The organism is Gracilibacillus halophilus YIM-C55.5 (assembly GCF_000359605.1).
Taxonomy (GTDB): Bacteria; Bacillota; Bacilli; order Bacillales; family Amphibacillaceae; genus Gracilibacillus; species Gracilibacillus halophilus.
This window is the reverse complement of sequence record NZ_APML01000092.1, coordinates 1-15,538: the sequence shown is the minus strand read 5'-3', so window position 1 is coordinate 15,538 and position 15,538 is coordinate 1. Positions and strand designations below refer to the sequence as shown.

The window sequence follows — 15,538 nt, the reverse complement described above, 5'->3', positions numbered from 1 at the left end:
CTTATCATGATATTTCATCTACCTTGACGTCTTCCTTATATGAGTCCCCATAAAAAAAACCTAAACTTGTACATATACTATACCACATCTCACAAGGTATCCATGCATGCACAAATTTAGGTTTTGCCTGCCGAACAGTAACAATCCTATGATGAAAACGTTTGTATATCATATCTAGTACATTTATACCATAGAAGATCTATCCATGTCAATGATGTAAACTAATACTGAAAACGATTTTATATTTTTTGTTGACACGGTTAAAGAACCATGCTACATTAAAATTGTTAATTAATTAACGACAAACATATACGAAAAAGTAAGGAATGTTACCTACTTAGGGCATAACCTGAACAGTTTAGAAGCGCATAGGTGATCTATGTACGCTCCTACTCTGTTCAGGTTTTTTATTTATCCAAATGCAATCCCTTTGTTCCTGACCTTACTGATCGTATACGAAAGCTAGCTTTCACAACCAATTAAAGAAGGGAGTCAACATGATGAAATATGAACAGTTAGCCAAAGACATCATTGAGAATGTCGGTGGGAAAGAAAATGTAAATAGTGTCGTTCATTGTATTACACGTCTTCGTTTTAAATTGAAAGATGAAAGTCAAGCAAATACTGAAGTTTTAAATAATATGGATGGTGTTGTAACCGTTCGACAAAGCGGTGGTCAATACCAAGTGGTAATCGGCAACCACGTAGCAGACGTTTATAAAGCCGTTGTCGCTGAAGGTGGTTTTCAAACACAAAAAGAAGACGACGGAAATGATGAGGAAGAAAAAGGGAGTTTATTAAACCGCTTTATTGACCTTATTGCAGGCATTTTCACACCTATTCTTTCAGTATTAGTCGCTTCTGGTGTGCTAAAAGGGCTAAATGCATTATTTACTGCCACAGGATTGTTAAAGGAAGAAAGCGGAACATACCAAATTTTAAACGCTATTGGTGATGGACTATTTTACTTCTTACCAATCATACTCGGTTATACAGCTATGAAAAAATTTGGCGGAACCCCATTCTTAGGTATGGTTATCGGAATGGCGCTCGTTTATCCAGACCTTGAAAATTTACAAGGCTCAGGAGATCCATTGTATACGCTATTTGCGGGAACGATGATTGAATCACCTGTTTATATCGAATTTCTTGGCATACCCGTCATCTTAATGTCTTATTCTATGTCAGTAATTCCGATCATTATTTCTACTTTCTTTGCAGCAAAACTTGAAAATTTCTTTACAAAAATTATTCCAGCAGTTGTCAGAATGTTCTTAGTGCCAATGCTTACGATGGTCATTATTATTCCATTAACATTTATGATTATTGGGCCAATTGCTACATGGTTAAGCCAATTAATTGGTGATGGAAGTGTGGGGCTCTATGAATTAAGTCCAATCATAGCAGGTGCGCTACTCGGTGGATTTTGGTTAGTACTCGTTATGTTCGGCTTACACTGGGGATTAGTACCAATTGCCATTAATAACTTCTCTACAGTAGGTCAGGATCCGATTTTAGCTCTTATTTTTGCGCATTCTTTTGCATTAGCAGGTGCACTATTAGCAGTCCTTCTGATTACGAAAAATCAAAATACCAAAACACTCACACCACCAGCTATTGTGTCAGCCATATTTGGTGTGACAGAACCAGGTATGTATGGTATTGCTTTACCACTGAAAAAACCATTTATCTTTACCGTTATATCTTCCGCAATCGGTGGTGCTTTGATCGGTGCTTTCGGAACACGCGGATATGAGATGGCGGGACTTGGCTTATTCCAGATTCCAAGCTTTATCCATCCAGAAAACGGATTCGATTTCGCAATCATCGGCGCTATTATCGCAGCAGTAGTTGCATTAATATTAGCTTTTGTTCTCACGTACTTCTTTGGTGGTGTGAATCAAAATACAAATGATACCCAAGAAGAACCGAGTGAATCTACTTCAAATCATGAGACAAATTCGCTTACACAAGAACAAATTGCTAGTCCATTAAAAGGAAAAGTCGTCAACCTTTCCGACGTAGAAGATACAGCCTTTGCAACAGGCGCTCTAGGAAAAGGGGCAGCCATTGAACCTACTGAGGGAGTGGTACATTCTCCTGTAACAGGTACGGTAACAGCCCTATTTCCAACGAAACACGCCATTGGATTAACATCTGATAACGGTGCTGAAATTTTAATTCACATCGGTCTTGATACCGTACAATTGGAAGGGGAACACTTCTCAACCGACTTAAATCAAGGGGACCGTGTTGAAAAAGGACAGTTACTATTGAGCTTTGATAAAGACGGAATTGAAAAAGACGGTTATATTATTACCACACCAGTTGTGATTAGTAACCATGACAATTATGAATTATCAATAACAGATCAACCAGACGTAACAACACAAGATGTATTACTAGAAGTAACACCAAAATAGGGATAAGGGGGCTATCCCCTTATTCCATTATTTATGCAGGGAGGAATGAAGCATGTCAGCACAATTTCCTGAAGGTTTCCTATGGGGTGGAGCCATTGCCGCTAACCAAACTGAAGGTGCTTATCGAGAAGATGGAAAAGGATTAACAACGGTAGATCTTTTGCCGACTGGTGAGAAACGTTTCCCTTTTATGGTAGGCGGTCTCACGTCATTTACACCAATAGATGGCGAATTTTACCCGTCACATCAAGCGATTGATTTTTATCACCGTTATAAAGAAGATATCGCACTGTTTGCGGAAATGGGATTTAAAGCATTACGGCTTTCGATTTCATGGGCGCGTATTTTCCCACATGGGGATGACGCTGAGCCAAATGAAGCTGGGTTGCAATTTTACGATGATGTTTTTGATGAACTACATAAATACGGGATTGAACCTGTTGTGACACTCGCACATTTTGATGTACCTGTTCATCTAGTGAAGGAATACGGGAGTTGGCGCAATCGCAAATTAGTAAACTTTTTTGAAACATACGCTCAAACTGTCTTTTCCCGTTACAAAAATAAAGTCAAATACTGGCTCACGTTTAACGAAATCAACATGCTATTGCACCTCCCATATGTTGGAGCAGGTCTTGTTTTTCAAGATGGGGAAGATGAGGAGCAAATCAAATATCAAGCAGCCCACCATCAATTAGTGGCAAGCAGTTTAGCTGTCAAAGCAGCACATGAGATCATCCCGAATGTACAAGTAGGTTGTATGCTCGCTGCTGGTATGACGTATCCTTATTCTAGTGATCCAGATGATGTACAAGATGCTTTGGATAAAGATCGCGATTCATTTTTCTTTATTGATGTTCAATCTCGCGGTGAATATCCTGGTTATGCGAAGCGATTCTTCCGAGAGAATAACATATCCGTTCAAATGGAAGCTGGCGATGAGGAAGTCCTAAAAGCACATACTGTCGATTTCATTGGGTTCAGCTATTATTCTAGCCGCGTAACAAGTACCGATCCCGAAATCCAGAAAAACACGACAAGCGGTAATGTGTTTGGATCGATTATCAACCCTTACTTAAAAACGTCTGAATGGGGATGGACCATAGATCCAAAAGGATTCCGTATCACGGCCAATCAGTTATATGATCGTTATCAAAAGCCGTTATTTGTGGTCGAAAATGGTCTCGGAGCCATTGATCAAGCGAATGAAAACGGTGTGATTGAAGATGATTACCGTATCGAGTATTTACGTGAGCATATCAAAGCAATGCGTGAAGCGATAAATGACGGTGTCGAGCTCCTTGGTTACACCAGTTGGGGACCAATCGATATCGTTAGTGCTTCCACTGGTGAAATGAAAAAGCGTTATGGCTATATACATGTCGATCGTGATAACCAAGGAAATGGTAGTTTTGATCGAAGTAAAAAGAAAAGCTTTCATTGGTATAAACAAGTCATTCAATCCAATGGGGAAAATCTATAAAGAATGTTGAATCTGATATGAGGCAATCCGAATGCTCGTAGACACCGATAGAAAAGGGTGGAAAGCTCCACAAACAAGTGGTGTTCTTGTCGTGGAGGCTAAAACTTCCGATTCATACTATGACTTATATATCACTGATGATATCATAAATATATCATATGACTCGTTCATTTAACCGTATTTCCCTTTCTTAATATCCTTCCAATTGTCTCTAATAAATGCTTTCAATTCAGACAATTGACTAGGCATATTTTTAATTTCATTTTCCCCATACACAAAATATTGATCTAACTTACTATCATACGCTTTAATTTCTATTTTGCCATTATTCTTTGTCGTTTCTAGGGTAAATCTTCTTTTAAATTCTCTGTCTCCCATTAGAACTCCTCTCCTTCTATTTAAAACTTAAATATTACCTCATTAACACCCTATTCGACGCCATATACTTTTATCCTTCAAATTTTATACAATTTCATAAATCACCGATCACATATGGGAACGTTTTTATAGGACACAGCATGTAAAATAATAGTCTCATAAGGAAACGAAGAAGGAGAAAAACGACTAAACGCCATGTTTTGTACAGAAAAAAAGGGCAAAACCAAGTTACAGTTATCTCAATAAGAAACATACAAATTGAGACGTTTATAAGGGGTAATATACGTGATAAGTCAGCTTGTGGCATAATAGCTAACATCATATAATGCAGGTGAATAGAAATATTCAATAATTTCGATAAAAGGAGTGGTGATCGATGGTAGATTTATATCCTTCTCGTATTAACGGCTATCCAGAAATCTTCGAAAGGAAAGATCCCGTTATTCACAGCTCCACACCAGAAGATGGGCCACTCAATCAAGACCAACTAACTTCATATGAAGAAAATGGGTATCTTTTTCTGCCAACTCTCTTCTCAGAACAAGAAGTCAAAACATTACAAGCAGAATTACATCGAAATATGGATGATAACAAACAATCCGATCAATCCTATGTTGTTCGAGAGTCCCAAAGCAATGACATTCGCTCTGTATTTGACGTTCACCATAATGACGAGTTCTTCCAAAACTTATCTGCACATGAACGCATTGTGAGGATTGCCGAGCAATTACTTGGAAGCCAGGTTTACATCAATCAATCAAGAATTAATTTTAAACCTGGTTTTAAAGGAAAGGATTTTTATTGGCATTCTGATTTTGAAACGTGGCATATGGAAGACGGTATGCCAAATATGCGTGCCGTAAGTTGCAGTATTATTCTAACTGATAATTATCATTACAATGGACCATTATTATTAATTCCTGGGTCTCATCGTTGGTACGTACAATGTGTTGGAAAAACGCCAGACAATCACTTTGAACAGTCGTTGAAAATGCAAAACATTGGTGTACCTGATCATGATAGTATTAACTGGCTGATGCAAAAAGGTGGAGGAATTGATAGTGCGACAGGTCCTGCTGGTTCTGTCCTATTCTTTGAAAGCAATACAATGCACGGTTCCAACAGCAATATTTCACCAATGCCTCGAAGCAACGTCTTTTTCGTGTTTAACAGTATTGACAATCAATTAGTTGAACCCTTTGCCAATACCTCACCACGACCAGAATTTATCGCCAACCGTAAAGACATAAAACCGATCCAAGCAAAATCATTTGATCTTACGAAAAAGCAATATGCCTTATTCTAAAGCAACGAGGCTGAGCCGAAACATAATACAACATCCCTAAAAACGAACGTTGAATTTGATAATAAAAAAAGCTTTGTCAAAACACGTCGCTTTCCGCGGGCACAGCCTCAACTTCCCGAAACGAGTTTCGGGTGATTTTCGGCTTGTGCTTTCCCGCAGGAGTCTCGTGTTTTGACAAAGCAGTGAATCGTGACTACATCAAAAAACGAACTTTATCTAATAAAAAACAGATAAATTTCGTTTTTGTTTTGACGCAAAGAGTTATGTCCCAGCCTCTTTCTTCATGGACTATACAAGTTTTACGCATGATTACTTAGGGATGTATGGCAAGTCTAATTCATCTGGCAAGTTAATGACGTGCGTTTCAGTGTATGCTAACAAGCCTTCTTTTCCATATTCACGGCCAATGCCTGACTGTTTGACACCACCAAATGGAAAACGGACATCTAAGCCTTGTACGGCAGCCGTATTAATCATCGTAGTACCTGCTTGAATCCGCTTAGCAATCTCTAATGCATGCGTTTCTTCACCCCATACAGAACTTGTTAAGCCGTAAATACTATCATTTGCCAATTGTAAGGCATGCTCATCATCCTCAAATGGTAAAATCGGAACCGTTGGGCCAAACTGCTCTTTTTGAACAATCGGATCATCTTGACTAGCACCTAAAACGACAGATGGTTGCATATAATAGCCTTCCTCAAATAAATCAGAATCAAGAATTTCCCCTAACTTGATCACTTCAGCACCTTTTTCTTTCGCATCATCAATCAAGCTTTGTACGTGTTCGATTTGATTTTTATTGTTTACTGGGCCAATGGTCACTTCATCACCAAATGGATCGCCAACACGAATCCATTTATTTGCCGCTTCAATATATTTTTCGACGAATTCTTCATAAATACTTTTCGCTACATAGATGCGTTTGGCAATCATACAAATTTGACCAGCTGTTAAAAAGTTAGAAATGACGAGTCGACGCATCGCTTCTTCATCATGTACATCAAAATCATCGAGTATAATCGCTGCGTCATTGCCTCCTAATTCGAGCGTCATTTGCTTAATCGTGTCAGCTGCTGATTTCATTATGCTTTTTGCTGTTTCCGTTCCACCCGTAAATGCAATTTTAGCGACTTTTGGATTGGACGTTAACTCCACACCCACATCCGCTTCACCATGTACCATATTTAAAACGCCCGCTGGAAATTCATTCGCAATCATTTCTGTACATTTGCTTACTGCTAATGGCGCCATCGGACTCGGTTTTAGTACCATTGTATTTCCTGTAAGTAATGCAGGCGCGATTTTAATCGTCGATAATGAAATCGGATAATTCCATGGTGATATGGCAGATACAACGCCGATTGCATCTCTCGCAATTAAGGTCCGTCCGTTATCGTGATCTTCCACTTGATCTTTTAATACGTCTTCTACGTTGTCACAAGCATATTCCATCCACATAATCGAGATCGTCACTTCACCTTCTGCATCATACAATGGCTTACCATGTTCGCGTGACAATAATTCAGCAAGATTTGGCGTTTCTTCTTTCAGTTTTTCAATGGCGTTACGCATCCTTTCAACTCTCTCACTAATTTCTGACCGTCGCCATGTTTTGAACGTTTCGTGAGCAGCATCAATTGCTTGAATCGTTTCTTCTTTTGTATTAACTGGCGCATAGCCAACAATCTCATCCGGATGAGTTGGGTTTTCTCTTGGTTTATTTTCTTCTGTCTTATACGTTTCACCATTAATCATGGCATGAATCTCAATGGGTTCCGTCATCATACAACTCCCTTTCTTTATACATTTTCAATATACTTTTCCCTATTTCATGACTTATCATGCATGATTTTTATTCATTTCGTGTTTTATAATAATGCTAGGCGACCTTGGATATAGATTTGCACGATAACATAGATCGCAAATGCAAATTTCCAATTAAAAACGACGCCATTCTTAACAGGGCTAAGACCATTGACACTACTCAATGCAATGATCGGCATAATTAAAGGTGATAGAACGATTGAGATTGTGCTTCCAGATGTAATTGCTAATACGACAAGCTCAGGCGGATATGTTAGATCAATCGATTGAAGAATACCACCAACGAGTACCATAACCGTTAAAGGACCTAAACCAACAAAACCAAGTAAAATAATAATAAACGGTAAAAAGTATAATAAATTTAAAAACGGGATGGCTGATTGCAGTTGATAAATCCCATCAACGACTAAAGTAGCGAACGCTGTTTGATTGAGCGAGTAAATCAGTACACCAGCACCTAACATTACGCATAGTTGATAAGATTGATGAACCATGCCTTCTTGATAGAAGAAGGTAGCTTTACGAAATAAAGTCAGTAGCCTTCCCTTGATGACAAAATACAGAACGATCCACACCATCACGACCAAAGGAATGAGCACTAAAAGCTCAATTGAAACAATTCCTTGCAATAGAAAAATCGTACCAAATAACGTTATAAACAAGATCAGAAATTCCATCACGTGACGGCGCATTTTCTTGTAGTCCGTATGATGGCTTAACACATCATTGATTTCTGTTTGTAAACCGTTCGATAAATTGACATGATAATGTTTTTCTTCAAAAAAGGAAAAGCATAAGCCAATCAGTATACCTATAAATGCGATCAAAAATCCTTGTATAATCGAAAGTCCGAGTGGTGCATTCATAACTTCGATGACATAAGCAAAACTAGGAATACTAATCACCCACATTACGGACAATGAGAAACCACGAATCAGTGCGGTTCCTTTATAGTTTTCCCATGCTTCCCCTTTTTCGTTTTTTAATATGGAGCTGGCGAATTGATACATCATCGTAATCGCACCAAATAATAAAAAATAAGCAATGATTTGCGTAAAAAAGACAAGGCCGAAATAAAATTTACGACTTGTGTCTAGTAAGTGGTGAAACACGCCCATAATCGATTCAATATACTCTTCTTCATGAAGCACCCAACTAATCGTAGGTACGATAAATAACAACCCGATCATATTGCGCATTTCAAGAAAACCATTATATAGTCCTTGAACCATTGATGTGTCCGTTACGAACATGATCAAGAGACCAGCGATAACGAGTCCGATTGGCATTTTTAATTGACGTAAGGAACGAGTCAGTATCGCAAATAATAATAATAAACATCCACTTATAGCTAATGCTACAATTATTCTTTTATTTTCATAAAAGTAGCTGATAAAATGAAGGATCGTATACACAATGATCGATAACTTTAAGCCTGTGCTATATATTTGTTTCATGCAGATTTCCCCTATATATATTCTTACACTTATGATAACGCAAAAAAGTGACAATTACTGCTTGATTGTCACCTTTTTACCTTAAAATTAATATTTATCCGTTTTCCACAAGCTCCTCATTGTCAGATTGTTCTTTTTCTTTCGTCAATGTAAAGAAGATAATCGCGCCAATGAAAGAATTCGTAAATAAAACAGCTCCCATTGGTATAGCTGTCGATTCATTTAAACCGACTAATGGTGCCACAATCGCTCCCATTAATAATGGAAGCATGCCTAACAGTGCACTGGCACTCCCCGCACGGCTGGATTGATTTCTCATGGCTAAGGTGAAACTACTCGTTAAAATAATCCCTACTGCATTCAGATGGAAAAACAATGGTAATACTATCATGACTAAAGGTGCTTGAATGATGGTCATGATTAATAAAACCGTATTGGCGGTTAACGAAATCAATACACCTGTGCGTAATAAGCTCCTTTCTTCAAATCGACCACTGAGTCTTCCAACTAGAAAACTACCAAATATAATCGCCAGACCATTCATACCAAACAAAATACTAAACACGAACGATGAAACATGATAAATGTCTTGATAAATAAATGGCGTACCAGAAACGTAAGCAAACGTTCCCCCTTGCACAAAACAAACGACGATCGCATATCCAATAAAGGAACGATCCTTCCATAAGCTACCCATTGTTTTGATCGACTGTTTAATCGAACTCGGCTGTCTCTTTTCAGGTGGCAATGATTCTTTTAGCTTGAATGCCACGATAAGTACCATGATCAGACCGAGGACAAACAAAAAGTAAAAAATCGTATGCCACGTGGCAAAAGGAATAGACAACACAGCACCACCTGACATCGGAGCAATCATTGGGGCTGTCGCATTAATCACCATTAATAATGAAAAGAATTGCGTTAATGCCTTGCCACTGAAAATATCGCGGACAACCGCTCGAGATAATACAATACCGCTTGATGCTGTAAACCCTTGGATAAAACGGGCGATGATTAATACTACGATATTAGGAGCGATGGCACAAAGTAATGAAGCCAACACAAATAAGGATAAAAATAATAAAAGCGGTTTTCTTCTTCCTATTGCATCACTAATCGATCCAATCACCATCTGTCCGACAGCTAATCCAACGAGACAAGCTGTCAAACTCAGTTGCACTAACGAGGCAGTTGCATCTAAATCATTTGCGATTTGTGGAAAACTTGGTAAATACATATCAATATTAAATGGTCCCATCATGGCGAGCATCCCAAGTAATAATGCTAAGCCAATTCTTTGTTTACCTGTTGGATTGTGCATCTCGGTCACTTGTTTTTCTTGTTGGATAACAATCACTCTCCTCAATCAATCTATTTATCTTTATCTAACTGAAAGGCTTCTGCAAGCAAACGATATGAGTGTACTTTTGCCTCGAAATCATAAATATTCGTAATGATCATGAGCTCATCGGTTTGATAGTCTTGAGCTAAAGCCTCTACTTTCTTCTTCACGTCATCGGGCGTGCCTATAATGGTACGTTGACGGTTCTCTTCGATTGTTTGACGATCTTCAGGTGAAATCGTTTTGGCTTTTACTTCATCAATAGAAGGTACTTTCGTGTCTCCACCCTTCCCAGTACTAAGTAACCATCTGTCCTGGCTGAGGGCAAGTTCTTCTGCTTTTTCACTCGTTTCAGCACAAATAACAAAAACACATGCCATTCGATGTGGTCTCTCAAATGTCACTGACGGTTTGAAGTGGTCACCATAAGCTGCTAAACTTCGTTGGCCGTTTTCTGGGTTAATAAAATGACCAAATATATAACCGACACCTGTTTCAGCTGCAAGTTTTGCTGAACGTTCTGATAATCCGAGCACCCAAATCGGGGGCGCTTGTTCAAGACGCGGTCCGGCCTTTACCAATCGATACCTATGTTCACGTGGTAACGTATTGTGTAAAAAGCCTTGTAAATCTGCCAGTTGACGCGGGAATTCATTCAAACGATTCTTTCCGCCATCTGTCAATGCTTGTTGGGTTAACTCAGAACCACCCGGCGAACGTCCGACGCCTAAGTCAATGCGACCTGGAAAAAACGCTTCAAGTGTTTTAAAATTTTCCGCCACTTTATATGGCTGTATTGTGGTAAAAGTATACCGCCAGAACCTACTCGAATTCGTCTCGTCACTGATGCTATTCTTGTGATAAGTACTTCCGGTGAAGAACTAGCCAACCCATTGGTATTATGGTGCTCAGCGACCCAATATCGATGAAACCCTAATTTGTCTGTTATTTGTGCTAATTCTAACGTTTGTTTTAACGTTTCTCTTGGATTCGAACCCCTTGAAATCGGCGCCTGGTCTAACACACTCAGTTTCATCTCGTAAGCCCCCTATCATTTAACAAAAAGCAAATCCCGCAAAATGCAGGATTTACTACGAACGTTTGAGAAAATGATTCATTTGTCACACGGCCCAATAAATGAATGGCCTGTTATTTTCCGTCCACAATATCTTTTAAAATTTGATACGACCGTTTTTGTTTATCTGGATCAAAAATGTAGGAAACGGCCATTAATTCATCCACGTTATATTTTGTTTGAAAGTCTTCTAATTGTTGTTTAATGGATGACGGACTCCCCATTAATGTCACACTCGACATCGAAGAAGCAACATGTTCTTCTTGAGCACTCCATAACGCATCCATATCTTCAACTGGTGGACTTAGTGGCGTTTGTGAACCGCGAACAACATTTAAGAAGAATTGTTGCATCGTTGTCGATTCATAAGCTGCTTCCTCATCTGTCTCCGCTGCAATCACATTGACACAAACCATCGCATATGGCGCATCTAAGTATTCCGATGGTTGAAATTTTTCACGGTAAATGGCTAATGCATTCTCCAAATGGGTCGGAGCAAAATGAGCCGCAAACACATATGGTAAGCCTAACTGCGCCGCTAAATGTGCTGAATCAGTGGAAGAACCTAATATATATACTGGAATATTCGTTCCTACTCCAGGCGTTGCTTTTACATAACCTTGACGATCTTCTGGTCCGAAATACGTAAGTAATGACCGCACATCCTCTGGAAAAGTGAAGACAGGATCTTTTGTTGATCTGCGTAACGCACTAGCCGTTAGCTGGTCTGTCCCCGGTGCTCGCCCCAATCCTAAATCCAATCGATTGGGATAAAGTGTTTCCATCGTACCAAATTGTTCAGCTACTGTTAATGGTGCATGATTCGGTAACATCACACCACCTGAACCAACACGTATATTTTCGGTGTTTTCCAACGTATGTTTCATCAACATGGTCGTAGCCGAACTGACTAACGTTGACGTATTATGATGTTCTGCAATCCAATAACGTGTATATCCCATTTCGTCCGTCGCTTGCGCTAAGTCAATCATATCATCGATCGCCTCTTTGGCATCCTTTCCTTGACGAATAGGGACTAAATTTAATACGGATAAAGGTATATTGATATTGGCCATATATTTCGCCTCTTTTCTATGAAGTTACATCATAATGGTATCAATTTGTCGTTCGAAACAAAATAAAAATGCTTATATGAATGAGCATACATAGACCAATTATACCTTCCGTGTTTATCAATTCTCGTGATTTGATATAAATCCCAAATCATTTTTGGCATTGGAGAGATCCCATGGTTTATCAGGGTTATTTGATACACCATAATAAGTACCATAAGCGACATCTGTTTCGACCGCTGCAATAAACAAATTAACAAGATCGTTTCTTGATAATAATGTTCGGTTCAACCGATCGTTCTTCTCTACGGCTTCCGTCTCATCTCCTTCAGGCACCGATCCAATTCGAATATTGATAACAGATAATTGTTTGTTTAATGAAAAAATAAATCCAGCTTGTTCAGAAGCTATTTTTAACACACCATATAACCCTTTTGGATAAGGATAATCGTCGGTCGTAATTTCACGTCCAAGCGTGGAATACCCATCTTCTTCATAATAATCGGTCACATGATTACTGCTAGCGAATATAACCTTAGGTATCTGGTAGTGCTCTGCTACAGAAAGAAGATAATACGTCGCTTTAAAAAAGACAGCTGTCATTTTTTCAAATGTTTCAACCGGTTCAACCGCTTGATCCGTTTCCATGCGTAACAAATTGATAAGCACATCGGTATCAGGAGGAATCGTTTGCAAAAGTTGTTGATAGCTCGTTGCATCGACATACTGTTCTGTAGAAGAAGGGGAGGTAATCGACTGATCCAAAACAAGCACTTCATACCTTTGTTGAAGGCCATTCATTAAGATTTTACCTACTGTACCTGCCCCGCCAACGATAACGATTTTTTTCATGTTGTTTAACTCCTTCATGAATAAGTCTATTCATAGTCTGATCCAAAAACTTATAAATATCATATCAGCTACATAAAATCAAAAAAGTAACGGATCACATGAAAATAAACGGGCGCTGTGTAGGTGAGACTGTCTATTCGGTTTAAATAACGGTATTTTATCAATTCTACATTCTTATCATTGCCTATGAGTAAGTCTCGTTTCAAAACGGAAATCGTCAACATTCCAAAATATCCTGATACACTGATAAGCAATCCAGATATGATTCCAAAAATCAGGTCAAATGGCGTCAAATAACGATAGAGAAGAAGAGCTAGGCTAGTGGTGCATAAAACAGCACCAGTAAATCCTTCCCAACTAATATACGGATTCGCTGTAGGCACTACTTTCGATTTGCCAATATACATTGATATAACATATTGGATCACGTCATTCATTTGCGTTAATATAAGTAAAAATAAGACCAAGTTAGCGCCATAGATGGGTGATGCAATTTGATAAAATGCCAAATGACTTAATCCGAATACCATTAACATCACTCCCCATTGGGTGATGCTGACAGAACGTAAAAAACCTATTGTTCCCTTTCCGATAATACGAGGTAACGGTAAAAATAAGAAAACATACACCGGTATAAACACAATAAACATCCCATACCAGCCAATTGCAATCCAGTAAAATTGAATCGGTATCATGATATAGGCCCACAGAAAGATTCGACGATCCGATTTTCTTGTTTTCAACATTGAAAAATATTCTTTCAACGCAAAAAAGCATAATATCATTATGGCGATCACTGCAATCATAGGGTTAAATAAAGTAGCAAAACAAAATACAATAAACATCGCCCACCATGTCTTTATCCGTAACTGGAGCGTTGTAAAATCTTTATCCTTTTGTTTCTTTTTAGCCATTTGAAATATCAAAGTTAAAACAAATAATCCGAAACAAATGATCGATAACGTCCAAATGGTTTGCGTCAATCATTTCACCTGCCTTTCTTATATACTGCATACATTTTACAAGATTTTGTATATAATAGAAAGATAGGCAGTTATTTTGGTGGTGATGATATTATGCCCAACGTATATATTGTCCTTTCAGATACGGGGACGTTTTTTACTAGTTTAATTAAAAAATATACTAAAGCACCCTATAACCATGCATCAATCTCATTCGATCCTGATCTAAAAGAGATGTATAGCTTTGGTCGTAAGCATCCGAAAAACCCTTTTTATGGCGGATTTGTCAAAGAAGATGTCTTCACTGGAACTTACAGTCAGTATAAAGATACAACTTGTGTCATTTATCAGCTAGAAGTGACAGAAAGAGAAAAAGAAAAAATGGAGCGCTTGTTAGAAGTATTTATAAAAAATCATCATAAATATCTTTATAATATTCTCGGAATTATTGGTGTTTCTGTGCACGAACCAATCGAATTTAGTAATTCCTTCTTTTGTTCGCAATTTGTTGCAGAAATTCTTAGACGTTCCGGAGTTAAATTGTGGGATAAACTCCCTGCTATGGTCACACCAGAAGATTATCGACAAAATCAACATCTGACATTGATCTATGAAGGGAAACTATTTGACTTTGAACCTATTAAAAGAAATTTAAAATAGATTTATTCTCGACTTTCGGGAATTTATTCTCGACTTTTTGCTTTTTATTCTCGACTTTTTGCTTTTTATTCTCAACTTTAAGCCTTTAATTCTCAACTTTCGGCTTTTTATTCTCAACTAGAAAATCAAAACCACCAGTGTGAACTGGTGGTTTGAACTGCGGCTGAAAGCCTTTGTTACCGGCCTCGGCCTGAAAGGCCCACTGAATAGGTTTCCCTTCTGCACCACACTCACTCACTGATTCTAAAAGAATCTCTTATTTTTTCTTATTTTTCTCTCCAGTGAACGGATCAAATTCTTCAAATAAGGTTAACTGATCGCTCATATAATCTTCTCTAAGCTGGTTTCTAATATATTCTTGTATTTGATGTTTATTTCTGCCCACTGTATCTACAAAGTAGCCTCGACACCAGAATTTGCGATTACCATATCTGTACTTTAAATTGGCGTGACGATCAAAGATCATTAAACTACTTTTACCCTTTAAGTATCCCATAAATTGAGATACACTTAGTTTTGGTGGGATACTTACTAGCATATGAATATGATCTTTGCATGCATTAGCCTCGTGTATTTCAACTCCCTTCCTTTCACAAAGTTCTCTTACTATTTCTCCGATGCTTTTTTTATATTTTCCATAGATAATTTGTCTTCTATATTTTGGGGCAAAAACAATGTGAAACTTACATCTCCATTGTGT

12 protein-coding genes and 1 pseudogene are annotated in these 15,538 nt (G+C 38.2%); 4 read left to right on the top strand and 9 right to left on the bottom strand.

Translation table 11 applies throughout. The features are described 5' to 3' along the window. The first annotated feature begins 500 nt into the window (after positions 1-500). A complete protein-coding gene (locus J416_RS14695) occupies positions 501-2,423 on the top strand; it encodes a beta-glucoside-specific PTS transporter subunit IIABC (protein ID WP_040513769.1) in 1,923 nt (640 codons plus the stop codon). A gap of 52 nt (positions 2,424-2,475) precedes the next feature. Continuing rightward, positions 2,476-3,906: a 6-phospho-beta-glucosidase gene (locus J416_RS14690; RefSeq protein WP_003475085.1), complete on the top strand. Its 1,431-nt coding sequence runs from the start codon at positions 2,476-2,478 to the stop codon at positions 3,904-3,906. 171 nt (positions 3,907-4,077) lie between these two features. On the opposite strand, the gene J416_RS14685 is transcribed toward J416_RS14690, so the two are convergent. Beyond that, positions 4,078-4,284, bottom strand: coding sequence for a hypothetical protein (locus J416_RS14685; RefSeq protein WP_003475083.1), 207 nt, complete (start codon positions 4,282-4,284; stop codon positions 4,078-4,080). 376 nt (positions 4,285-4,660) lie between these two features. Between J416_RS14685 and thpD the strand changes: the two genes are divergently transcribed. Next, the gene (thpD, locus tag J416_RS14680; protein ID WP_003475081.1) at positions 4,661-5,590 is read left to right on the top strand and encodes an ectoine hydroxylase; all 930 of its coding nucleotides are present in this window, start codon (positions 4,661-4,663) and stop codon (positions 5,588-5,590) included. A 309-nt stretch (positions 5,591-5,899) separates the two neighbouring features. Here the strand turns inward: thpD and J416_RS14675 are convergent, their stop codons facing one another. The 7 genes and pseudogenes from J416_RS14675 to J416_RS14645 form a co-directional block, all read right to left on the bottom strand. Beyond that, complete coding sequence (locus J416_RS14675) at positions 5,900-7,378, bottom strand: aldehyde dehydrogenase family protein (RefSeq protein ID WP_083875613.1); 1,479 nt, start codon at positions 7,376-7,378, stop codon at positions 5,900-5,902. Between the two features lie 83 nt (positions 7,379-7,461). Further along, positions 7,462-8,874: a hypothetical protein gene (locus tag J416_RS14670; protein WP_003475078.1), complete on the bottom strand. Its 1,413-nt coding sequence runs from the start codon at positions 8,872-8,874 to the stop codon at positions 7,462-7,464. Between the two features lie 94 nt (positions 8,875-8,968). Next, on the bottom strand, positions 8,969-10,195 hold the full coding sequence (locus tag J416_RS14665) for a Bcr/CflA family efflux MFS transporter (protein WP_040513767.1): 1,227 nt from the start codon (positions 10,193-10,195) through the stop codon (positions 8,969-8,971). Between the two features lie 50 nt (positions 10,196-10,245). Then, positions 10,246-11,252: pseudogene (locus tag J416_RS14660) on the bottom strand (LLM class flavin-dependent oxidoreductase). A 113-nt stretch (positions 11,253-11,365) separates the two neighbouring features. After that, on the bottom strand, positions 11,366-12,367 hold the full coding sequence (locus tag J416_RS14655) for an LLM class flavin-dependent oxidoreductase (RefSeq protein ID WP_003475075.1): 1,002 nt from the start codon (positions 12,365-12,367) through the stop codon (positions 11,366-11,368). 117 nt (positions 12,368-12,484) lie between these two features. Continuing rightward, on the bottom strand, positions 12,485-13,216 hold the full coding sequence (locus J416_RS14650) for an NAD-dependent epimerase/dehydratase family protein (RefSeq protein ID WP_003475073.1): 732 nt from the start codon (positions 13,214-13,216) through the stop codon (positions 12,485-12,487). Positions 13,217-13,284: 68 nt separating this feature from the next. Continuing rightward, the gene (locus J416_RS14645; protein WP_003475072.1) at positions 13,285-14,199 is read right to left on the bottom strand and encodes a phosphatidate cytidylyltransferase; all 915 of its coding nucleotides are present in this window, start codon (positions 14,197-14,199) and stop codon (positions 13,285-13,287) included. A gap of 93 nt (positions 14,200-14,292) precedes the next feature. Here J416_RS14645 and J416_RS14640 point away from each other — a divergent pair, with 93 nt between their 5' ends. Beyond that, on the top strand, positions 14,293-14,838 hold the full coding sequence (locus J416_RS14640; RefSeq protein WP_003475071.1) for a hypothetical protein: 546 nt from the start codon (positions 14,293-14,295) through the stop codon (positions 14,836-14,838). Positions 14,839-15,094: 256 nt separating this feature from the next. Here the strand turns inward: J416_RS14640 and tnpA are convergent. Next, the coding region (gene tnpA, locus J416_RS14635) for an IS200/IS605 family transposase (RefSeq protein WP_003475070.1) at positions 15,095-15,538 on the bottom strand (444 nt) is incomplete at its 5' end.

Bases quoted from the DNA above. Each gene is read 5' to 3' on its own strand.
- thpD (WP_003475081.1), top strand. From the start codon at position 4,661: ATGGTAGATTTATATCCTTCTCGTATTAACGGCTATCCAGAAATCTTC.
- J416_RS14685 (WP_003475083.1), bottom strand. From the start codon at position 4,284: ATGGGAGACAGAGAATTTAAAAGAAGATTTACCCTAGAAACGACAAAG.
- J416_RS14675 (WP_083875613.1), bottom strand. From the start codon at position 7,378: ATGATGACGGAACCCATTGAGATTCATGCCATGATTAATGGTGAAACG.
- J416_RS14640 (WP_003475071.1), top strand. From the start codon at position 14,293: ATGCCCAACGTATATATTGTCCTTTCAGATACGGGGACGTTTTTTACT.
- J416_RS14690 (WP_003475085.1), top strand. From the start codon at position 2,476: ATGTCAGCACAATTTCCTGAAGGTTTCCTATGGGGTGGAGCCATTGCC.
- J416_RS14650 (WP_003475073.1), bottom strand. From the start codon at position 13,216: ATGAAAAAAATCGTTATCGTTGGCGGGGCAGGTACAGTAGGTAAAATC.
- J416_RS14670 (WP_003475078.1), bottom strand. From the start codon at position 8,874: ATGAAACAAATATATAGCACAGGCTTAAAGTTATCGATCATTGTGTAT.
- J416_RS14655 (WP_003475075.1), bottom strand. From the start codon at position 12,367: ATGGCCAATATCAATATACCTTTATCCGTATTAAATTTAGTCCCTATT.
- J416_RS14665 (WP_040513767.1), bottom strand. From the start codon at position 10,195: ATGCACAATCCAACAGGTAAACAAAGAATTGGCTTAGCATTATTACTT.
- J416_RS14695 (WP_040513769.1), top strand. From the start codon at position 501: ATGAAATATGAACAGTTAGCCAAAGACATCATTGAGAATGTCGGTGGG.